Annotated in this window: 23 protein-coding genes; 5 read left to right on the forward strand and 18 right to left on the reverse strand. The window is 47.3% G+C overall.

Going from position 1 to position 21836, the window contains the following annotated elements:
* Positions 1 to 20: 20 nt before the first annotated feature.
* From ACKTSF_RS07425 to ACKTSF_RS07465, 9 genes are all read right to left on the reverse strand, one after another.
* Positions 21 to 1910 (reverse strand): DUF2264 domain-containing protein, encoded by a 1890-nt coding sequence (locus tag ACKTSF_RS07425; RefSeq protein ID WP_407888077.1) that lies wholly within the window; start codon positions 1908 to 1910, stop codon positions 21 to 23.
* 129 nt (positions 1911 to 2039) lie between these two features.
* Entirely contained in the window at positions 2040 to 3335 is a 1296-nt protein-coding gene (locus tag ACKTSF_RS07430; protein ID WP_407888079.1) for an MFS transporter, read from the reverse strand.
* A gap of 416 nt (positions 3336 to 3751) precedes the next feature.
* Positions 3752 to 3940 carry a hypothetical protein gene (locus ACKTSF_RS07435; RefSeq protein ID WP_407888080.1) on the reverse strand — a complete coding sequence of 63 codons (189 nt, stop codon included), beginning with the start codon at positions 3938 to 3940 and terminating at the stop codon, positions 3752 to 3754.
* 88 nt (positions 3941 to 4028) lie between these two features.
* Complete coding sequence (locus ACKTSF_RS07440; RefSeq protein ID WP_407888082.1) at positions 4029 to 4181, reverse strand: hypothetical protein; 153 nt, start codon at positions 4179 to 4181, stop codon at positions 4029 to 4031.
* A gap of 88 nt (positions 4182 to 4269) precedes the next feature.
* On the reverse strand, positions 4270 to 4920 hold the full coding sequence (locus tag ACKTSF_RS07445; protein ID WP_407888084.1) for a VTT domain-containing protein: 651 nt from the start codon (positions 4918 to 4920) through the stop codon (positions 4270 to 4272).
* Between the two features lie 146 nt (positions 4921 to 5066).
* Positions 5067 to 5198, reverse strand: a complete 132-nt coding sequence (locus ACKTSF_RS07450; protein ID WP_407888086.1) for a hypothetical protein — start codon at positions 5196 to 5198, stop codon at positions 5067 to 5069.
* A 67-nt stretch (positions 5199 to 5265) separates the two neighbouring features.
* Positions 5266 to 5913: an NAD(P)H-binding protein gene (locus tag ACKTSF_RS07455; RefSeq protein ID WP_407888088.1), complete on the reverse strand. Its 648-nt coding sequence runs from the start codon at positions 5911 to 5913 to the stop codon at positions 5266 to 5268.
* Position 5914: 1 nt separating this feature from the next.
* Positions 5915 to 6268, reverse strand: coding sequence for a cyclophilin-like fold protein (locus tag ACKTSF_RS07460; protein ID WP_407888090.1), 354 nt, complete (start codon positions 6266 to 6268; stop codon positions 5915 to 5917).
* Between the two features lie 15 nt (positions 6269 to 6283).
* Positions 6284 to 6775, reverse strand: a complete 492-nt coding sequence (locus ACKTSF_RS07465) for a YbhB/YbcL family Raf kinase inhibitor-like protein (protein WP_407888091.1) — start codon at positions 6773 to 6775, stop codon at positions 6284 to 6286.
* Positions 6776 to 7054: 279 nt separating this feature from the next.
* Between ACKTSF_RS07465 and ACKTSF_RS07470 the strand changes: the two genes are divergently transcribed.
* Entirely contained in the window at positions 7055 to 7942 is an 888-nt protein-coding gene (locus ACKTSF_RS07470; protein WP_407888093.1) for a LysR family transcriptional regulator, read from the forward strand.
* 357 nt (positions 7943 to 8299) lie between these two features.
* Here the strand turns inward: ACKTSF_RS07470 and ACKTSF_RS07475 are convergent, their stop codons facing one another.
* Together ACKTSF_RS07475 and ACKTSF_RS07480 are read right to left on the reverse strand one after the other, a co-directional pair.
* Positions 8300 to 9757 (reverse strand): NCS2 family permease, encoded by a 1458-nt coding sequence (locus tag ACKTSF_RS07475; RefSeq protein WP_407888095.1) that lies wholly within the window; start codon positions 9755 to 9757, stop codon positions 8300 to 8302.
* 356 nt (positions 9758 to 10113) lie between these two features.
* On the reverse strand, positions 10114 to 12021 hold the full coding sequence (locus tag ACKTSF_RS07480; RefSeq protein WP_407888097.1) for a heavy metal translocating P-type ATPase: 1908 nt from the start codon (positions 12019 to 12021) through the stop codon (positions 10114 to 10116).
* A gap of 46 nt (positions 12022 to 12067) precedes the next feature.
* Between ACKTSF_RS07480 and ACKTSF_RS07485 the strand changes: the two genes are divergently transcribed.
* Positions 12068 to 12469, forward strand: coding sequence for an ArsR/SmtB family transcription factor (locus ACKTSF_RS07485; RefSeq protein WP_407888099.1), 402 nt, complete (start codon positions 12068 to 12070; stop codon positions 12467 to 12469).
* Between the two features lie 40 nt (positions 12470 to 12509).
* Here the strand turns inward: ACKTSF_RS07485 and ACKTSF_RS07490 are convergent, their stop codons facing one another.
* The 7 genes from ACKTSF_RS07490 to map form a co-directional block, all read right to left on the reverse strand.
* Entirely contained in the window at positions 12510 to 13988 is a 1479-nt protein-coding gene (locus tag ACKTSF_RS07490; RefSeq protein ID WP_407888101.1) for a hypothetical protein, read from the reverse strand.
* 477 nt (positions 13989 to 14465) lie between these two features.
* A complete protein-coding gene (locus tag ACKTSF_RS07495; protein ID WP_407888103.1) occupies positions 14466 to 15218 on the reverse strand; it encodes a matrixin family metalloprotease in 753 nt (250 codons plus the stop codon).
* Positions 15219 to 15449: 231 nt separating this feature from the next.
* Positions 15450 to 15692, reverse strand: coding sequence for a type II toxin-antitoxin system RelE family toxin (locus tag ACKTSF_RS07500; protein WP_407888105.1), 243 nt, complete (start codon positions 15690 to 15692; stop codon positions 15450 to 15452).
* A 23-nt stretch (positions 15693 to 15715) separates the two neighbouring features.
* Positions 15716 to 15934 carry a type II toxin-antitoxin system RelB family antitoxin gene (relB, locus tag ACKTSF_RS07505; RefSeq protein ID WP_407888106.1) on the reverse strand — a complete coding sequence of 73 codons (219 nt, stop codon included), beginning with the start codon at positions 15932 to 15934 and terminating at the stop codon, positions 15716 to 15718.
* A 182-nt stretch (positions 15935 to 16116) separates the two neighbouring features.
* On the reverse strand, positions 16117 to 16605 hold the full coding sequence (locus ACKTSF_RS07510; RefSeq protein WP_407888108.1) for a DUF2798 domain-containing protein: 489 nt from the start codon (positions 16603 to 16605) through the stop codon (positions 16117 to 16119).
* Between the two features lie 148 nt (positions 16606 to 16753).
* Positions 16754 to 17947, reverse strand: a complete 1194-nt coding sequence (locus ACKTSF_RS07515; RefSeq protein WP_407888110.1) for a multidrug effflux MFS transporter — start codon at positions 17945 to 17947, stop codon at positions 16754 to 16756.
* Positions 17948 to 18212: 265 nt separating this feature from the next.
* Positions 18213 to 18998: a type I methionyl aminopeptidase gene (gene map, locus ACKTSF_RS07520; RefSeq protein WP_407888112.1), complete on the reverse strand. Its 786-nt coding sequence runs from the start codon at positions 18996 to 18998 to the stop codon at positions 18213 to 18215.
* Positions 18999 to 19260: 262 nt separating this feature from the next.
* On the opposite strand from map, the gene ACKTSF_RS07525 reads away from it, so the two are divergent.
* From ACKTSF_RS07525 to ACKTSF_RS07535, 3 genes are all read left to right on the forward strand, one after another.
* The gene (locus ACKTSF_RS07525) at positions 19261 to 20172 is read left to right on the forward strand and encodes a hypothetical protein (RefSeq protein WP_407888114.1); all 912 of its coding nucleotides are present in this window, start codon (positions 19261 to 19263) and stop codon (positions 20170 to 20172) included.
* Between the two features lie 165 nt (positions 20173 to 20337).
* The gene (locus ACKTSF_RS07530) at positions 20338 to 20481 is read left to right on the forward strand and encodes a hypothetical protein (RefSeq protein WP_407888116.1); all 144 of its coding nucleotides are present in this window, start codon (positions 20338 to 20340) and stop codon (positions 20479 to 20481) included.
* 204 nt (positions 20482 to 20685) lie between these two features.
* Positions 20686 to 21513, forward strand: coding sequence for an undecaprenyl-diphosphate phosphatase (locus tag ACKTSF_RS07535; protein ID WP_407888118.1), 828 nt, complete (start codon positions 20686 to 20688; stop codon positions 21511 to 21513).
* The last annotated feature ends 323 nt before the right edge of the window (positions 21514 to 21836 follow it).

Raw genomic sequence — 21836 nt, forward strand, 5'->3', positions numbered from 1 at the left:
ATGTCTAATTCCTCCAAATTCTACTTAAATTCTGTCAAAGTGACCTTCGTGGTCTGCCCATTCAAGGTTATCTCAACACGGTTCCCGACCAACGCAATCGTCGGAATCGCAATCTCGCCATTAGCATCTAGGCTCTCCAACTCGCGGTCTCCAAGGTAAAGGGAAACCAACGTGTGCTTCCCTGGCTTCAAGATCCCTGTCTGGAGCGGAATCTTCGTCTTAGGAAAGTAAATGTTGGTATTAGGTTCCGGTACGGACAACTCAACCTTCAGATTATCTGACAGGCCAACCAGGCCCGTGATGCCGACCCGCGTCCGGTAGAAGGTCGCATTCTTGGCCTTAACCGGAACCTCGTGTTCACGGGAATCTCCACTGTCAGGACCGGCAAAACTTCCCTCGGCCACATGTAACTCACGTGCAGTATCGACTTGGTGAATCCGCACGTGCCAAGGCATATCTGGAATCACGTAGTTCTTAATGTCCACGTCGTCCCATGGCTGCCAGTCAGAGTAAACGTAGTCGTCATGGATCTGGTAGTCGGTATACTTAAAGGCCGTCCGCCAGAAGTTTTCGGATTCAGAGACAGCCAGCGTATTGTCAAACGCACATTGCTTAAGCAGCACGGAACCCTTGGGCGTACTGAAGCCAAACGATGAGGAGTACACGTACTTTTCATATTTGGCAGCCCCCGCAGCGTGTTCGTGGGAATGTTGGCCAGCGGTAAAGGACTGGACTTCCATCCCCGTCTTGCTGTGCGCAACCAGCATACGTGGTTCCGGCTGCTTCTTGAGTGCCTCAAACTTAAAGTCATCGCTTTCCGGGGTCGTCCAGAACGGATCGTCATCGGGGAGTGCGTAGAAAATAAAGGTCTTGAGCGCCCAGTAAGCCGAGGCGGGGCCGTTGTACCCTTCCGCGAAAACCATGTTCGGATAGGCGTAACCGATGGGAATCAACCCATCCGTCGTGAAGATGTTTTGGTGGAACCACCAACGTAAGTTATTTAAGAGTAAATGTTTGATGTCACCCAGTTCGTAACCATCTGGTAAGTCGATGTGCGCGTATGCCGCAACGGCCCAGAAGGCCGCTTGGGCAAACCGGTAATCGAGACTCCGACCATAAGGTAAGGCCGCACCATCCGCCGCAAACCAGTTGGCATAGCTTGGCACGAAAGCCTTGGCGCGTTCCCGCAGCAAGGTAGCCTCGTCTCCCTGCCAGTCGGTCAGGCCAACTGTCAGTAAGGTAAAGAACTGGTAGGCAAACGGAATGTAATTATCGATTTGATTCTTGTACCCGTCGTAAGACCAGCCGTGATCGAGATAGTGGGTGTTGGTAATCGCGTAGTCGTCTGCAACCAGTTGTGCATGATCGGCGTAACCGGAATCCGTGATAAATTTGTTGACCATAGCCTTGAAAAACAGCCAGTTGGTCTTCGGAACGACCTTGTCGTTGACCTGATCCATCCAATCCACGATTTGCTTTTGTTGGGTCGTTGACAGACTGTCCCAAAAATTAGGCTTGGTTTCATACAAGAAAGCCGTCAACGCACCCATTTCTACAAAGAGCTGATCGTAGTCCCCGAGATCTCCACCCCAGTAACTGTCAGATTGGGGATCAACACCAGCAAGAATCCCCTGTGTGGTCATTTCAAACCAATCGGGGTAGGCCTTGACGTTCTCGGCGTTACTGAAGAAGGGACCGAGCCCCCACAGCAAGCGCATAAAGCCTTCAATTTCGGTCTTGTCTTGGAGGTAGACCGCCCCACTATCACTCATGCGGAAGCGACCCTTTTGTTTCTGCTGGCTCAGGACGTCCATCGCTGGGCTAAGAATATCCAGCAATGCCGACTTCACATCCGCCTTACTGCGGAGTGGGTTATCCTTGATTTGTTCGTTAAATAACTGTCGTTTCAAGTTAAGTCCTCCTTTACTCATTTTTAGAAAAAGGCCCTACGCCGTTACTGACATAGAGTCTTCCATACGTTTACTCCTAAACGTATCCTTTTCCTTAAACCCATCACACACTGAGCGCGTCGGTCAAAACTACCGAACGCGTTTGATCATTGCGATAGCAATCCCACCGACTAATTCCATGGCGATGGCGAAGATGAAGATAGCACCGTAACCAAAGGCGGCAACGATAGCTGAGGCCACCATGGCACCTAGCATCTGGCCCAAAGTGTTGGCCAAGTTGATCAGCCCTAAGTCTTTCCCAGCGGTATCAGATGAAGGTAAAACGTCCATGTTCAAGGCACCATCGACGGAGTTGTATAACCCATTCCCGAAGGCAGCGATGACGGCGTAGACGAACATTGCCCATGGCTTTTGAACAAACAGTGGGAACAGTGCAGCGAAACCTAAGGCAAAGGTGGCAATCACAACAGGTGCCTTAACCCGGTTCAGCTTATCGGCAAGTGGTCCCCCAATCAAGGCGAAGATCACACCGATGATTAACATAATTGAGGAGAAAATTGAAATTGACTTCCCTGCTTCAGCCGTGCCTTGACCAATGTAGTCGGTGAACAGGAAGAGCAAGAAGGTCGTGACGATGGTTGACCCAACAACCATGAAGAACTTACCCGTTAATGCTAAGTAGAAATCCCGAGCATCATGTGTTGGGAAGAAGAAGTACTTCTTTAAAGTGTCCTTATTGATGGCAACTTTAGGTTCATCCATATTCCCTTTTTCTTGAATCAAGAGTAAGTGAATGATGGCCAAGACAACGGTACTGCCGGCCATGAAGTAGATCCCCATCTTAACGTTACCCAAGAATTGAGCCGCTAACAGCGCAAACCCTTGTTGGGCGATGGTAAAACCGACCCCATAGAAAGTCGAAACGGTTCCCCGCCATTTTGGAGCAACCCGGTCCGATATTTGCGGATATATCGCCGCAGCAATGGCATTTTCGGCCGCAGCCGCGATAATCCAAATGAGAATGATAGCCATGATCGATTTAACATTGGCAATAACAATCAGTGAAATTGCGATGGCAATCGTTCCAACAACAATGTACGGCTTCCGTTTCCCAAAACGAGTCCGGGTAACATCTGAGAATGCCCCGAATAACAGGTTGGCAATGGCACCAGTAATGGACGCAACCGTTGCTAAGATCCCAACGGCCCAAACCTTATGTACAGGATCCAATTGCGCGAATAATTGCGGGATTAAGACACTTCTAGTGGATCCAATTGGCCCGTACCAGCATAATGGCGCCAAAAACATAGCGGATGAAACCATCCAAGGTAGCTTAGGTTGCTCTTCGTCTTTAACCTTGGCGTTAGTAACGACTCCGACACCAGCCTTGACAGCTTGTTTGTCCGTCTTATCTTCTTTCGACATTATTTCTCACTCCTAAGTATGTATAAATTTTGCAAGAACTTTCTTTTCGCGACAATTCGTAGACTTCCTTACCTCACGAGCTCAGAAGCTACTTGTAAATTACTAAATCGCCGATAGTAAAAGCGCTTACAAGAGGATTATAACGCTTTCATTTCGTAAAGTATAGACATTATTTAGTAAAACATTACTTAATCTCGTGATATTTTACTAAATACGTTGGTGCTGATGGATTTGACTCTTCGTCTTTTTGAAATTAAAAAGCAGTGGCCTGCGACAGCACCACTGCTTCATCATCTATTTTTATCAGCTACGCGGTTAACTCGCCGGCTAAATTTAAGAAGCCGACATCAAAAACACGCACAGTTTGCAAGCAAGACCAGCACATCCGCAAACCAATTGTTACTAAACAATTGGCTTCATTGATCGGAAATTTTCGCATCTTTACGTAACTTTTGCAAATCTGCAGGAGACACAACCAGCTTCACTTCACCTGTTTCTAAATTAACATCCGCAATCAGGTTAACGGTCTTCGTCATCATGCCCACTACTTGTCGTTTGATCTTTAACGGTGAAGCGTAGGCTAACGTTTCGTACTGTTGGTGCATTGGCTGACCCTCCCAGTTCATGCTGCCCACAGAATAACATATTTAGATCACGACAACCGAGACCACGTCTTACAAATATCCTAATTGTTTACAGATGTTGCCGAACGAATCGGCGTTGATCCAGGAACCAATAGTCGATCGGATCATCGGTTAGCCAGCTATATGGCACGGCCGTCAGGTTCTGTTGCTCCATCTTCGCAATCTGATAAATGAGACTCGAAATAGTTCTTTGAGACTGCAATCTTAAGCACCTCAAGGAACTATTTCATCCGATATCGTTTTAATGACAACTGTTTCGTCTACACCTTTTAATAGCTTCCAGCGATCAGCTAGTCAATGCTTTTTTTCTGCATAGCCATTTTCAGCCACCCAACAACCGCCGGAATCAAAGAAACGACGATGATTCCCAGTACGACTGCTGAGAAATGAGCCTTCACGAAGGCAATGTTGCCAAAGAAGTAGCCACCCCCACAGCAGATTGCCACCCAAGTAATCGCAGCACTCACGTTATACTTCAAGAACCGCCGGTAAGGAAACCGTGATCCAGCCGCAACAAACGGCACAAACGTCCGAATGATTGGCAAGAAGCGACCTAAGAAGATGGCTAGCGGGCCGTGCTTGCGGAAGAAACGCTCCGATTGTGCCAACCGTTCACGATTGATCAACCGGTCAAACCACGAATGACCGCTTAACGCCGCATTCGTACGCCGTCCCAAGTAATAATTTAGCGAGTCGCCCCCAACGGCAGCTAGGAGAAATAGTGGAACAAACAGCCAAATGTGCAGACCATAGGCCGGGTTAGCTGCTAATGCCGCGGCAGCGAATAGCAACGAATCCCCCGGCAGAAATGGTAAAATTACTGCACCAGTCTCTACAAAGACAATAGCGAATAGGATCAGATACGTTGAACTCCCAAACGTATTGACGATGCTGACAAGGTGACTATCGATATGGAGCACAAAATCAATCAGGTATCCCATGAGGTCCCTCCCTAGTTAAGTCGAACGTAACTTACTTTCTAGAGTTATCATACTTAGAATCGATTCATCCTAAAATAGGGAACAAACGAGAAATTTCTGTGATTCTATCAGACTTGGTCTTAGTAGCTGAAGGTTAACGGGTTATGTCAGGCTTCAAACCGAGCTGGCGGACCGCTTCTCAGACCGCAGGCGGCCCCCACAGCAGCCGGAATCTTTGGTACCCGCAGGTGGTAATTTCCGACTAACTTAACATCGAAAATCATTGTTAGCTGGGCCATTCTAGGTGTGCTTGGACTTTCAACCTTCAGTTAGTAGTCTACTGAAGACCCAGACTATCAGGACACTCTATATCATTGACTTGATCCGTTCTAAGTCATTATCCGTTCCCGGTTGTGCAATTCCTAGACTGGTCCGAGCAAATCGGGTCGGGCTGGCAATAATCCTGACAATCAAGTCAGCAATGCTAGTTCTTGATACCATTGTGCCGCGAAAAACTTCGCCCTTCTGCGTTAACTCATAATCAATTTCAGGAAAGTCCGTCATAAAAGCAGCACGGATCAATGTGTACTGAAGGTCCGAGGCTTCGATCACCGCTGCTGCTCGTCGTGTATCTTCCTTACTAGCATGACCTACAACCTGTTCAACCCAACTACCAAAGGGCTCCGGTGTCTCATGATATAGGCCCGATCCAGTAACCCAGATGAGTTGGGCGACCTTTGCAAATTGCATAGCCGGTACAAGAGCTCGAGCAAGCCGCGTCATCTGACCATTCAAATTGGCATATACGACATCTTGATGGGGTAATACCCGTGCCAATAGCTCACTGTCACCAGCATCCCCCTCCACGACAGTCTCCCGCGTAGAATCCTGGATAGTTAACCGTGCAGACCGCCGTAAGACTAGCGTGAGGTGAGCATCCGTCTCCGCTAAAAGGCGTCGTTCAACAATTCGTGCAATCCGGCCGTTGGCTCCCAAAATTAAGATATTGGTCATCTTACACCCCCCGTTTGAACGTCACTCGGACGTCTCCCGTCTGCTTCAAAAAATCAAGCGAATCTGAAATGTGTCCGATCTTTTGAAGACTTCCAATAATCTCACCTGTCTGCTTATAGAAAATTACAAAGCTATGACGAGGTGCCCAGTAGGCGATATCGCCAACTGCATAGCCACTTGTCTTTAATTCTGTAGCAGGTAAAGCTTGCTTAAACCGATACGTTAGCTCACGTGAATATAAGTTCAACATGGTCAAAGGCAGTGGCATTAATGCTAAAAGGGCCTGACTCGTGCTGTTTTCTTCGAACCTAGCAGTTACTTGATGGCCATTCAAATTAATTTTGACAGTTTGCATTTAAAATAATCTCCTTTAATTTTTAACAGTTATTTCTAGACTAGCTTGGGCTAAAACCCGATTGTGTAGTGCCCGGCGAAGCGCGTTGGCGTAGAATCCCATCTGCAAATGAGTAGGTTGCGTCAGTGCGTATACCGTCAATGTGTACGTATGCGGCTGATCCGGTGGATTAGGACCGGCATATCCACGTTGAATCGCCACATCAGCGTGATAAAAGCGTGACCCCCATGAATTCATCCCTTGTGGACCGACATAGTGTCGACTGAAGTCTACCGGTATTTCGGTTGCTACTGGAATATCAGTAGCCAGCCAGTGGATAAACGGAAAACTCGTCCGCGGAACCGCATCCCAATCAAGTAAAGTGACTGCTAGGACCTCGGTGTTTCGTGGTAGATCATTTAGTTGAATGGGAAATGAGACAACTGGTTGATCATTAATCCGAATACGTGCCGCACGACCGTATTTAACCGGTAAACATCCCTGCTCTAAAGCAACTTTGATTTTCATTATCTGAACCTCCCAATAGAATGTCGGCCTCGCTGATACCAAAGCTAGCATCCCTAACTCATCAATACCCGTGCGTTGACACCTTTACGCTACGTTGATGATTACAGACACCAGAAGTACTGACAGTCACAACTACTTATTGATTCTCCCTTTTCACGACAGGCCACCCTTTAACGGTTTACTTAGTATAGTCGCAGATACATTGACTTTGAAGAATCCAATGGTTAAGCTAGTGTCAACTAATGGTTGGTACTAGCTTGTCGTAAAGGATGCGATCATTTGGATATTTCTCAGTTACAAACGTTTATCCGTGTCAGTGAATATGGTAGCTTCACTCAGGCTGGTGAACAGAGCTTCATTTCAGGCACCGCTGTGATGAAACAAATTAACCGTTTGGAAGCCGAACTCAACTTCAAGCTTTTCGTTCGATCCGCAACCGGAACAACGCTTACGCCGGAGGGTGAAAAGTTCCTTCCATACGTCCGTCAGTTACTCCGCTTATTGAACACCGCCGTTGCCGAATCTCGTAAGGTTGGTCTTGTCACCCAAAATGTGATTACCGTCGGAACATCTATTCTCCATCCGGCCGATCCGTTTTTAACCTTGTGGCACGACTTAGCACCCCAACTATCTAACTTTCGTTTGCGTATTATTCAGTTGCAGGAGGATCTAAATTCAAGTAACCGGGAATATGCCATGTTGGGACGAGCCTGTGACTTAATAGTGGGAACCTTCGATAGTACAACGCTAAAACAGTCGTTTAACGCTACTCCCCTGGGATATTACCAATTTGGCATCGCGATCCGCACTGATAATCCGTTGGCGCAACTCCGTAAAATCCGTCTCAGTGATCTGGCCAATCAAAGAGTCTTGATGGTCCCGACTGGCATCAGTGAAAAAAACGATCAGTTACGCTCTGAAATCATGACGCACTATCCAACAATTTCTCCAGTCAGTACAACTGGCCGATATGATATCAATACTTTTAATCGCGCCGTCGCAGACAACATCGCGATGATTACACTGACTCCCTGGTGGCATATTCACCCTAACCTGGTTTCAATTCCACTAGAAACTTCCCTTGAAGTTCCTTATGGTATCATGACAACTAAGTTTGCAGGGAACACAACGACAACCTTTCTGGAGAAATTCAACGCCCTACGGTAGCAGTCGCCTGCAAAAACTAGTACCTACTTACTACTAATGTAATTTTGTTAGAATTAGTCTCATCTTTTTAAATGAATAATGATATTTATCTAAATAAAAGTCCTCAAACTAGTATTTCTCACTAGTTTGAGGACTTTTCACTCTGGCTTAAACAACGCAAAGTTTGAAAAGAATTCAATGATTTTTGAGTGCTACATACTTCTCTTATTTCACCAAGATGGTAGTCGCCCTATCATACATTTAATTTTACAAGATTTTCGTTTCTTTTCTTCCTGGTGCGGTTAGGGTTATCGACCAACTGACAATAACAGCACCAGACTGATATTCCCGTCAACCTGGTGCTTATTTCTCCAATAGTTAAACCAAGGCTAATACCGCGAAATTCAGAATGAATAGCGCCGATACAATCCAAATCAAGCCATGAACTTCCTTAGCCTTGCCTTCCACCGTCTTAACCAAGCAGTAGAAGATAAAGCCAGCCGCAATCCCATAAGTAATGTTATAGGCAAATGCCATGATAAACGACGTCATGAAGGCCGGAATGGCTTCACCAAAGTCATGCCACGGAATTTGACTGAAGGAACTCATCATCATGATTCCCACTAGAATCAACGATGGGGCAATTGCTGCCGTCGGGATGATTGACAGCAGTGGTGACGCCAGGGAGCTCAATAAAAACAGAATCGAGACGACCACACTAGTCAGGCCCGTTCGGCCACCGGCCCCAATCCCCGCAGAACTCTCCACATAGGTCGTTAAGTTAGAGGTCCCAAAGATCGACCCCACACCAGTAGCGATGGAATCGGCAAACAGCGCCTTATCCAGTTTGGATTTAAACCCTGGCTGGGCTTCCAGCTCCAGTTCACGTTTGCCAGAAAAAATCCCCGTCTGTCGCCCAGTTCCAATAAAGGTTCCCAACGAATCGAAGGTATCCGATAGACTAAACGATAGGATCGTCATCAAGACCAAGATCACCCGGTTGTGCTCAGCAAACAGTGAGCCCATCCCCGCCGAAGAGAACGCCGCCAGAAAAGTTGTACCCAGCTGATGGAAGGATGACCCAATCGAATAACCACTTGCGAGGTGTAAATTGGTCACACCCATGGGAATCCCAATAACGGTCGTGGTTAAGATCCCAATCAGTAAGGCGCCCGGCACCTTTCGCACCTTAAAGATCACGGTCACAACCAACCCGATGACGGCCAGAATCAACGCTGGGGAGTTGAATACTTCCAGGGCTGGCGTGATACTCCCGTTGGTGACTACGGAACCAATACCATGCTTGAAGGTCTCCTGCGTAGCGTTAAACGCCTTGCCATTGACCGTCAAGATGCTACTGGCATCGCTGGTGAACTGTAAGAAGTTTCCATTCTTCAATCCCACGTAAGCGATAAATGCCCCAATCCCACCGCTGATAGCGAGCTGCAGGTTAACCGGAATGGCAGAAATCAACATTTTTCGAATCTTGGTTGCCGTAATAATGATATTAATAATGCCACAGAAGAAGACCAACGCTAACGCCTGCTGCCAGGTAAAGCCCAGCCCCATGACCACGGTGTATGTGAAGAAGGCATTCAAGCCCATCCCCGGTGCCAACGCGTAAGGCACGTTCGCAAACAGCCCCATCACTAAAGTTCCGGCAACAGAGGCAATAATCGTCGCGAGAAAGACCGCCTGTTGCGGCATCCCCGTCTGTCCCAGAATCTGGGGGTTAACGAAGAGAATATACGACATGGCGAAGAAGGTCGTGACCCCAGCGCCAATTTCAGTACCAACGGTGGTTCCTGACTCTTTGAGCCTGAAAAAATTATCCACGGTGGATCCCTCCTATAAAATACGAACATTAAATAATAAATAAAAGCTAATCATCTGTTTCTATATGAAAAACTATACCAGATTACGCCGAATAAGCCAAGAAAAATATATGATACACGAACTTAATCGATTTCGGCAGCATTGATGTTGCCCCACCACCAAACCGTCTCGTCTCGATCATTGGAGACAACTAAAAAGCGCCATCAAGCCCATTCTAATCAGCTTGATGACGTGTCATTCCATTATTTAACTGAAGATTGAAAGTTTAAAGTTCCCAAAAACTTGTTATGACTGTCATTACGACGATACTGAGCCGCGGAATCCCTGGCAGCCGTAGTGCCGCTGTTTTCACTAATTTAGCCGCTAACCTTTGCCAAGGTCTTCTGGACTTTCTGTGGTTTTTCTTGGCGACCGATCAGCAACAACCGTAGCGTATTCAGTACGGCAATCAGCGTCACCCCCACATCGGAGAAGACTGCCCACCACATCGTCGTGATACCAAAGGCAGCCAGCGTCAAGAAGAGTAGCTTGATGCCGAGGGCAAACACGATATTTTCCCAAACAATCTGTTTGGTCCGCTTAGCAATCGCAATCGTTCGTGGAATCGCCAAGGGATCATCATTCATCAGAACAACATCGGCAGATTCAATGGCGGCGTCGGATCCCAATGCCCCCATGGCAATCCCCACGTCGGCACTGGCTAAGACCGGCGTATCGTTTAAGCCATCACCGACGAATGCCAACTTTTCTTTAGACCCTAACTGAGCCTTCAAGATCCCCATCTCAGCCACCTTATCCTGTGGCAATAATTCTGCTTTGACAGTATCGATCCCAATCTGCCGGCCCACAGCCTGTCCAACCTGGCGATTATCCCCAGTCAACATGACCGTATGAGTCACGCCGTCCTGTTTCAGTGCACGCAGTGCCGGCACCGTATTTTCTTTAATCGCATCGGCGACTTCAATAGCCCCCTGATACTGACCAGCTAGTGCCACGTAAACCATCGTCCCGGTCGTACTGTCGGGCAAGTCAGCCGTCACGCCGATTTGGCGCATTAATTTCGCATTACCCACGTAAAGTGGTTGTCCATCTTGAAGTGTCTTTACACCCAATCCCACTAGCTCTTCGGCAGCTGACTGACTATCGGCATTGCATCCAGCCATTGCCACAATTGACTTGGCAATGGGATGCGGTGAAGCTACTTCGGCAGTTGCTGCCAGCTTGATTAACGCTGACTTACTGAGTCCGACCGGTGCCACGTTGACCACGGCAAATTCGCCACGCGTCAGCGTCCCCGTCTTGTCGAAAGCTACCGTCTTTACCTGATTCAAGGCTTCCAAGTAGTTGCTGCCCTTGATGAGCACCCCGCTACGAGAGGCTGCGCCGATACCGCCAAAGTAGCTCAACGGCACGGAAATGACCAGCGCACATGGACAGGAGATCACTAAGAAGATCAACGACCGATAAAGCCAGTCAGCAAAAGGTTGGGCAAAGAATAATGGTGGCACAATGGCTAACAAGGCTGCCATCCCCACAACAGCGGGTGTGTAGACCCGCGCAAATTTTGTAATAAAGTTCTCAGTTTTCGTCTTCTTATTTGTAGCGTCCTGAACCAGCTCGAGAATCTTAGCCACGGTCGAATCCGCATAGGCCTTCTCAACACGAAGTTCGATCACTCCGTTGCTGACGATGGTTCCACTCAGTGCTTGATCACCGGTAGCGACCAGGCTCGGCTTAGTTTCACCAGTCAGCGCCTTGGTGTCTAAGTATGTCTCGCCACTCGTAACCGTACCATCTGCGGGAACTTTTTCACCCGGCCGAACGATGATCGTGTCACCCACTTTGATTTGGTCAGGCGTGATCTGGTGCGTATGGCCATTGACCACTAAGTTTGCGTAGTCGGGCCGAATCTTCAGAAGGGACGTAATGGACTGCTTAGATTTGCTAACAGCAGAATCCTGAAAGAACTCTCCGATCCGGTAAAACAGCATGACCGCAACGGCTTCGGGATACTGCTGAATGGCCAGTGCCCCGACCGTCGCAACCGTCATCAAGAAGGCCTCACCAAAGAGCTTACCGTTGAATAGATCCTTCACGGCATCCACGAGGATCGGACCACCCACGAGCAAGTACGCTAACAGGTATAGTCCGATTGTAACCGCTTTCAATAATGGTAAGAAACTAGCGATGGCAAGGAGCAACATACTCCCTAGAATCATGGCTAAGTCACGTTTGGTCTCTGATAATTTTAAATATTCCCGCATCGTACTCGCCTCCTGAGGTTTGATATGAATGGTCGCTCATATGTATATGCTCATCATAACATATCTAAAAGACGTGTCAACTGTTAAAGTGGCCAAACTTGCACTGGTCTTTTATGATAAAATGAACATTATGGTGACTAATATGGAAAAACAAAATAATCAGCTTCCCACAACTACAGAAATTAAAAAGAGCGTTGACCTCTTCAAGACCTTTGGCGACGCAACTCGCTATCAGATCCTCTCCTTGCTTTACCAAGGGAGTCGGACTGTTAGCGACATTACGGCGGTGATGGACGTGTCACAGTCAGCAATCTCCCATCAGCTCAAAACCTTACGTCAGGCCGGGCTGGTCGTTGGCAATCGCGACGGTAAATTTATCAAATACACCCTCGCCGACGAGCATATCTTTGAGATATTCGAGTTGGTTAAAGAACATATTCAAGAGTAATCTACACGAAAAAATCGATTCCGCCAGGGAATCGATTTTTTTAGTATCGTGTTAGCCGGTTCGTACTGGCTGCGATGTATGCCGACATCGAATGTTCAACCCCATCGATTAAAGCATCAGCGTTTTTAACCGCACCCTCATCTTCAATAATATACAAATAAAGTTGTAAGAGTCGGAAAAATGCCGGCTTCTTGTCTAGTGTTCGATTGCTTTGATAGATTTGAACCAAACAAATTTCTAAGCTTTCCATTGTCCATTGCCGCAACCGCCGATTGTAGTCAACCACCATATCATGGTGAATTTGAAGAATAGCTGCCTCGTAAATGGCCCAATCAGCTTCCGACGGTTCAAACGCCGCATACTTTCTAAATGTCGTTAGTAGTTTATGGACATGCTTCATTTCCAAATCCAATTGGTGCTGGTCCAACTCCTTCTTCAATTTAAACGGGTGATCGTTGAGAATAGGGAAAGCCATTACCGGCGTCGTATCAATTGTCGCCAGTGACTTTTTCGCCTTTGGCACACTGATCGTGTAATTGGGATTGGTAAAAATTTTGTCGGCAATCGTCAAACCCTCTTCTGACTTTTGCTGATATGCTACAGCATTCTCCCACTGATCCAGGTTTCGGCAAGTCACAGACGTAATCAATTCCTGATTGCCCAGACGTTGCAGAACAGCATATTGACGGGAAGTTAACAGGCCTTGATCTAAACAAAACTTCATGAATTGATGGAATACCTTTGCTAGATCAACGATAGCACCCAGTTTTAGCCCTTTAGCAAAGATCCAAACTAATGAAAATTCAAACCGAACATTGTGCACATTTTCTTCTACGAGCTCATCATGATTAAATTGACGTCCCAGTCCTAAAATTTTAAGATACACAGGCCACCGTACTTCAAAGAACTGATAGGCCAATTGCAGTTGTGCCGGACTATTTTTCGCTGCCACCATTTCAATGAAGTCATTGAAATCAACATCAAATTCATGAGACTGTACGAAAAACTCAGTGGCTTCTTCACTTGTCAAATATAGCGGGTCATTGACGTACATCAAATCATTAGGCGTCTCGCCTGCAGAGGGGCTGGCCAATTCGCTCATCATATTATAGACTTTACTATCCCGGTCACGAATAAGATTCAGGAGATTTTCAGCCAAACCATATTCTGAGGTTATATGCTGCTTTTCCAAAAAGCCACAAAGCTCAACTGCCAACATCCCTATGACTGCTAAGCTTTGCAAATCGTCATCTGCCGCACGCATTCCAATTAGAATACCATCCGCAAATGAGGTTGATGTTATTTCTTCCAACTTCCGATTAAATAGCAGTCGTTGATTCATGACTAAAATTGTCGTCGCCGTCAGTAGTTCACCACGATCGCCGCCAGTAAATTTCTGTGCCTGTTCATCCGTAAAGAATCCTTTGAGCTGCTTTATTTCACGGTGAATATCTGCCTCTTCTAGGTGTTCTGGCACTGGTCGTCGGACCGATTGAAGTGCTGCCGTTGCAACATACATTTTATTAAGCATCTCATTACTCGGAATCAATAAATCTCCCCGCCAATCTTTATCTTCTAGTAATTTCTAATTATTTCTACCAGTCATTATACCAAAAAGGCCAAAAAAAGCGGACCGTATCTTTCGACACAATCCGTCTAACAAATATTTCATTTTTGCGCTAAATGTTGAAAATTAAACTGTCAGTGTAACCCACTACCTAGCAGGGAGATAACGCTTGATATCGGCAACATAGTCTAAATTTGGCTCACTCACGCCTACGTAGATTATGCGCAATTGCGGTAGACAAACGTTGCCAGTCCAAAGATGATCACATCAATATCCTGTTGAAGAACAATCAGAACCGGAGGACCGCTTCTCAGGCCACAGGCGGTCCCCACAGCAGCCGGAATCTCTGGCAGCCGCAGGTGTTAATTTTCGACTAATTTTATAGATCGAACCCCCGTTAGATGGGCCATTTTAGGTCCCTTTGAACTTTCAATCTTTAGTTTTATGCTGATAAACCTGACGCAGCCCGCGAACATCCGCTGGAGACAGGTGCATTTTCCCCTGATCTAGCGGATACATGACTGAGGACTGGGCTGTACTATGGTCGAGTCCCAGGGCGTGGCCTAACTCGTGAATCGCCACAGAATCCTTGAAAGCCAGGGCATAGGTGACATTCAGACTGGCCGTCGCCTTATTGCGGGTGGTCATCCCCCGAAAGCTAACCGTCTCCGTGATCTGTGGGCCGCCACGACCAAGTTCCACACTGGTCTGACGTCGAGACATGTTCTTCCGGTAAGCACCGAAAGTGATCTGATTTTCGGATTGGGTTGCCTTCCCCGCCTTTAGGTGAACGATCCCCGTACGATTATAGACGTGGACGGCGTGGATAAAGGCGTGCCGTTCCTTAGTGGGTACGTTCTCGGCAAAGTGATATTTGTACGTCCGTTTAAGCTTCTGACCCACAACGATCGGTTCAATCGGCGTGCTGGTGGCCTGTTTCGTCTGTTTGTGACTGACCCGTTCAACTTTGACGGCAGATTCAGGCTGTTCAGAACTATCTGATGCCTGACCACCACCTTGCTGAGTCGTTGCTTGCTGGTTACCGCCAAACAAGCGCGTCACGTTTCTTTGTAACTGGGCTACCTCACCGGACACGCCAGTAAATGGCCCCCAACCAGCTTTAACGGCAAACACTGCGACCACTAACACAACAACGATTAGTAATCGCCTGACAACTTTCACACTGATCTCCCTTTCTCAATCCCGTAATCTTAGTCGAATTTAATCGATCCAATTAGTGTGATTTTACCTGGGTATGGACCGAATAGCAAGACCCTCTCGAGTTTTACTATTCACCCCAACCAAGATAGGTTAAGGAAAATCACTATGCAACAAAGCAGTGTCAATATAAAGCAAAATGTGCTAATTCCGCAACAGTAACACCTCGCGAAACTAACACATTTATTTTAACCCTCATTTATAAACATCATTTCGTTTAGCCGCTTTAACAACTAAGACGACAAAATTCCCATCCTGAATATCAGCGATAATCCGATAACTTCCAATTCTATATCGCCAAAAAGTTCCCAAGTTTCCCTCCAACGCTTTCCCCCACGCACGCGGGTTAGACGCACCTTGGATGTGTTCATCTAACCATTTAATCAATCGACGTTGCGTCTGACGATCTAGCTTTTGAAATGCTTTATCTGCTTTCATCGAAAACTTCCAGCTGTAAGTTTTCATTCAAGTCCTAACCGGTGCATAATCTCCTCTCGAGAGACCGTTTCACCATGGCTTTCCTTAAGGTTACTAGCTGCGTCACGGTAATCAGCCTCATCCTCAAGTCGTTCTAAAATCGTCTGACGCATAAATGTCGTCACTGATTCTCCATAAAAATCAGCCAGCGCTTTAACCGCCTGATATTGATCATCCTTGAACCTAATCGATGTAACAGTCACATTCAACACCTCCTGAAGGGATTATATCATATAAAGGCTTCAAGTGAAGCCTTTAAGCTCAATGTCCGGTCCACAACTGTAATTTTTACTTAGTTACGCAACCGAGACACTCCCAAAAGGGGCCACGGACCAAAAATAATACGTGCTATGCTGGTAACAAACTTTCCGACTCATTATGCAATCTAATTTTCAGCTGGGACCCCGCCCCGATGGACCAGCGCCATGACACTTCGCGCAATCGGCTGGGCGACGAAGGCCTCCACAATCAAAGCAATCGTGAAGTTCCGGGGCCACTTGGCAAAGAAGTGGACGACTGGGTCAAGCGTCACCTGTCCCATGCCAATCCAGGTGCCCAGAATCGTCAAGACTAGCGACATCAGAAAGACATTGCACATCGCCGTGATCAGCATCGCCGACCGGAAGCTTGACTGGCGATCGAGGAAGTAACTGGCTAACTTACCCGCGGGTTGTTGCGTTAAAACCACGAGAATGATAACACTGACCCAGAGCAGCGGCATTTGGTGGAGTACCATTGCCCAGTGATTGAAGGAAAATCCAACCTCTAGTCCAGTAATAATTGGGGCAATAATGTTCACCGAAATGACTGAGATGATGGCCATAAATAAAACTGTTTCGCGTAAGTTCTGTGGTAACCGTTGTTGAAATTCCAAAAAGAAAACACTCCTTAATTTTGGCGAAAAAAGAAACAGCACGCCTACCGGTCGAAACTGGTAGACGTGCTGATCAATTATACGCACTATTTGATTGCTTTCAGTTTAGCATTTATTTTTGAAAAGATGCAAGGGTAAATTTGCAAATTTATACCATCACGTCTTCACGAACCCGGGGCAATACCAGTCCAACAAGAGCCAACAGCATGCCCACACTGAGAACCGCCATGTACAACGGCAACGTCTGAATGGCCCCATTGTGTAACCAGCTCATCCCATAGGTCAGTGCGCTGACTAGCAGATAATAGTTCAGACTGAACCAGCCGCTGGCACTCCCCATCACGTCTTCATAGCCAATTAATGCGCGGTTCAAGGCATTGGGCAGGGCCACGTTCAGCCCCAGAAAAGTTAGGAAGATCCCACCAATCATGAATACGGGACGTTGCCATGCGGCTGCTAAAATCAAGCCACCACTGGCTACCACGCTGAAGACAAGGCCGCGCAAAGCCACCTGTTCCGGCGTCCAGAAGCTTAATAAGTGATTCACGATCAATGCGCCCAGTAGACTTGCACTCGCCAGGACCAGGCCGAGCCAACCGTACTGTACAGCTGAATAGCCAAAGTGGGTTATGAAGATAAAGGGGGCTTCTGCGTAGTAACTGAACAAAATACCATTGATACCACCGATCAGAAGCCCGTATCCCCAGACAATGGGATCACTGACTAACCGGCACACGACCCGCCACTGGTGAACCCGCGGCGACTGAACATTTCGTGGCTGGGTTTCCGGCAGACGACTCAGTGCATACAGACCGACCGCCACAGCCATCGCAATCAGCGTGGCAAAGACACTGTGATACCCCAAGTAAGTCTGCATAGCACCACCAATCAATGGGCCCAGTGCAGGCGCCAAGGCCATCGCCGCACTGGTTCGGGCAAAGACTTTGGCGCCGGTAATGCCCCTGAAACTTTCACGCATAATGGTCTGCGTGACAACTGAACCAGCACTGGCTCCGAGGGCTTGCACCAACCGCCAGCCAATCAAAATGCTGAACTGCTGGCTAAAATATAGGCCTAAATTACCGACCAAATAAAGGACAATTCCCGCCAACATCGCCGGGCGGCGCCCCCATTTGTCGGCGAGCTGCCCCCAGAGGAGCACACCAACTGCAAAAGCCATAAAATAGGTGCTCATCGTGAGTTGCACCTGATTGGCACTCACGGTAAAGGCCCGGCGCAACTGTGGCAACACCGGGGTAAAAATAGATTCGCTGATTTGCGGAAAACCAACGAGCGTAATCATCAATCCCAGAGATGGAACTGATTGACGGACGTTTTTCATCGTTTTTCTCCTTAGAATTTACTTTACGGAAAAACGTCCTTGTCCGTTTGCGGGGACACACGCCATTAAGCTGTTAAGAGTCATGGGTTTGCCACCCCTTTCTGTTCGATATCTGATTTAGGTTACGGGAAATTGTCAAGATTGTCAAGACAGGAGCTTATCTGTACGCACTGTCTTCTACTTGCTTACCCTGGCAAAATAATCGTCAGAAAAAGGTCGGCCCGGATATCTATCCCGAGCCGACCTTTTGCCATGTTCGTCATTATTATCGTAAGTATTTCGCATCCAAGTCATGATCAAATGACGTCAGAATCTTCGGACCATCATTTGTAATGACAATGGTATGTTCATACTGGCAACTCAGGCTACCATCGACAGTTGAAATGGTCCAACCGTCGTCAGCCGGCTCGCTGCATTCCCAGCTTCCTACATTGATCATGGGTTCAATCGTGATGGTCATCCCGGCCTTCAGTCGTGTCCCGTGGCCGGCCACGCCGTAATGAGGAACGTCTGGATCTTCATGCATAGTCGGGCCAATGCCGTGACCGATGTAGTCGCGCACCACGCCGTATCCCAATTGATTTTCAGCGTAATCCTGAATTGCAAATCCAATATCACCAATCCGATTACCCACAACCGCTTGGTCAATTCCCAGGTAAAGGGACTTTAGCGTCACATCCATTAATTTCTGAACCTCAGCGGAAGCCTCTCCGACAACAAAAGCGTGGCAAGCATCACTTAGGTACCCGTGGTAATCAATCACCGTATCGACTTTGACCAAGTCGCCAGCCTTGATCAGCTCGTCCTTGCTAGGACAGCCATGACAAATCACGTCATTAACGCTAACACAGGTAGAATATTTGTACCCCTCGAAGTTCAATTCTCCTGGCGTGGCGTCGTGATCAATGATGTATTGATAGGAAAAGTGATCGATGTCCCAGGTCGTCATCCCAGGCTTGATGTATTCTGCTAGAGCATGAAACAAGCCGGCCAAAATATCGCCGGCAGCCTGCATGCCTTGGATTTCGCGTGTTGATTTTAATGCTATCATGTTGCCTCCTGATGGTGAGTGTCTTTTTAAATTCTGTCTAGAATTAGTATACCCCACTGAGGCCGAGCATCAACTAGAATCGTGGCTTTCACTCAGGATTAGAAACAACAACCTGACATCAAGTTCTCATCTTCTCTAAAATGGGTATTGGTAACGTTTCCATCGGCTTTTCATACCTGAATATTTCTATGAAACGTGTTACAATCAATCTTGCTGTGTCACGAACGAAAGTCATAAAAAATTTAAAAAGGAGGTTCCCGCAATGTCACTCACGAAACACGATATCCGCGACTACTTGATTGGGTTTACCCTAGTCCTCGTGATGGTCGGTATGGCCACTTGGCTTCACGATTACGAGATTATTTTGCCAGAGATTGGCGCACTCACAGCCGGCATGTGGATCTACCATAATCCAACCTGGGTCAGTCAACCCTTTAAGATTTTCCTGGCCCCTTCCGGAACGGCGGTGATTGGTTTTATCGTCAATCAACTCCCCATCAGCTATCCTCAAAAAGTTGGGATCACATTGCTATTGATCCTAATTCTACTCAACGTCTTACGCTCCACACTAGCGCCTTCCTTTGCAACCGGTCTATTGCCGATCATTATCAACGCGACCCATTGGTCATTCATTCTGGCCATCTTTGCGTTTACGCTGACGCTGATGATTGGGGTCCTCCTGCAAGGCCACTACAAGGGATTGCCCGCAGGTAAGCCACTACGTTACCAGCAGATGCTGGGCTTTGTACTGACAGCGGGTATCTGGGTCGGTGCCGTATGGATAGCCGGGTATCCCCAAATGGCCGGTATTCCACCAGTCTTGGTCGTCTTTTTCGAGGTTTCACAGATGCCCAGTTATAGTGGTAAATTAGCCTTGCAACACATTATTGCGTTGGGAGGCGCTGCAACAATTGGCGTTTTGGTGCACGTGGTGATTGCCTCGTGGCTCCTGTCTGCATTGATAACACTCCCCTTGGTCTTCGTCCTGCTACAACTCCTACGAATCAAGCTGCCAGCCGCCTACGCCTTTCCACTGTTGGCGCTGGTCCTTCCAATAAATATGTTTCACACCTTACCGATTGCGGCGACACTCGCTGCCTGCTACTTCTTGGGAGTCGTCTTCGTTTACCGTAAACTAGTGACGTTGCGCACCCTGGCATCGGAAAATGATTAGCTGAAGGTTGAAAGTCCAAGTGCACCTAGAAAGGTCCAGCTAATCGAGATTTAATCCACAAAATTAGTTGGAAATTGCCGTGACAATCGCCGAACTGGCAACGTTAATCCACGATAATGGGTCACTGTTTACGTAGGCGTGAGTGCGCCAAATTTAAGCTCAGCCATGGAATTTTCCAAGTGGGTTAACTTGGAAAATGGCGACTTTGAAACGCGGGTTGGACGGTTCAAAGCGAGCTGGCAGACCGCTTTTCAGGCTGACGACGTCCTACCCACAGCGTCCTACCAGCCTAAATTTGGTGAACGGTAAGCCGGCCGGTTTAAACAATGTAACCAACCTTCAGTGATTAATCTAAATAATAAGAATGCGGACCGCCTCTTCGGAGTTGGGTCGCATTTTTGCATTTACACACTTTTTACCTAACCAACATCCAGTCTTTACAAGGGTTAGGTAAAATTGATTTTGCCGTACGCTCTCGGTAAACATAACGTCAAATGAAAAAGGAGACCCATCGTGTTAGACATCCTTAAAGCAGCAATTCTCGGTATCATTGAAGGCATCACGGAATTCCTCCCCATCAGCTCGACGGGACACCTCTACTTAGCCGACGAATTTGTAAAATTGAACGAATCGACCGCCTTTATTAACATGTTCATGGTCGTTATCCAACTCGGCGCCATCATGGCGGTGGTCGTCCTATACTTCACCAAGCTCAATCCTTGGGCGCCAAGTAAGTCACCGTTAGAACGCCGACAAACATGGACACTGTGGCTCAAGGTCATCATCGCTGTACTCCCCTCGGTCATCGTGGGGCTCCCCCTAAACGACTGGATGGAAGCACACCTAACGAGTTGGCAGGTCATCGCCGCTACCCTCATTATTTACGGGATTTTGTTCATCGTGATTGAAAATTACAACCGGACTAAGCGGCCACGTTTTACCGATCTAAATCAACTCCCCATTAAGCTTGCCGTCTTTATTGGCTTTTTCCAAATTCTGTCGATGGTCCCCGGGACCTCACGCTCTGGAGCAACCATTCTGGGGGCAATTCTGATTGGCACCTCACGCTTCGTGGCCACGGAATTTTCTTTCTTCCTGGCCATCCCTACCATGTTTGGCGCATCGCTGTTGAAGGTGCTCAAGTACTTTCTCCACGGCAACACCTTTACCGGTAGCCAAATCAGCGTCCTCCTGACCGGAGTTATCGTGTCATTTGTCGTGGCCTACCTCGCCATTAAGTTCCTGCTACACTACATTCGTAACAATGACTTCAAATTGTTTGGGTGGTACCGCATCGTGTTGGGGATCGTGGTTATCGCCTACTTTGGCTTTCTACACTAACCACCATACTGATGAATCACAGAGGTCCGCAAGCATGTACCCTATTCACAAAATGTATAAACGCGGTGCCATTTTAGTCTAACCCGTTCCATTTCACCCGCATATATTTTGACGTTGAATTAATCAACCTCATTCGCAAAGTTCACCCACAGTTCAGTTATATTAAGCGTTTTCAGCCTCGTTATACACAAAAAATGATGAGATTACGGGCTATTATCCCCCGTTTGCAACAATCTGCAATCAAATGTGACGGGCTTTTAACTACACAGTAACTAAACTGCAATACTTCTCAGGTATGCTGTTAAGTATTAAGAAAACAGATT

Source organism: Levilactobacillus muriae, assembly GCF_045862015.1.
Classification (GTDB): Bacteria; Bacillota; Bacilli; order Lactobacillales; family Lactobacillaceae; genus Levilactobacillus; species Levilactobacillus muriae.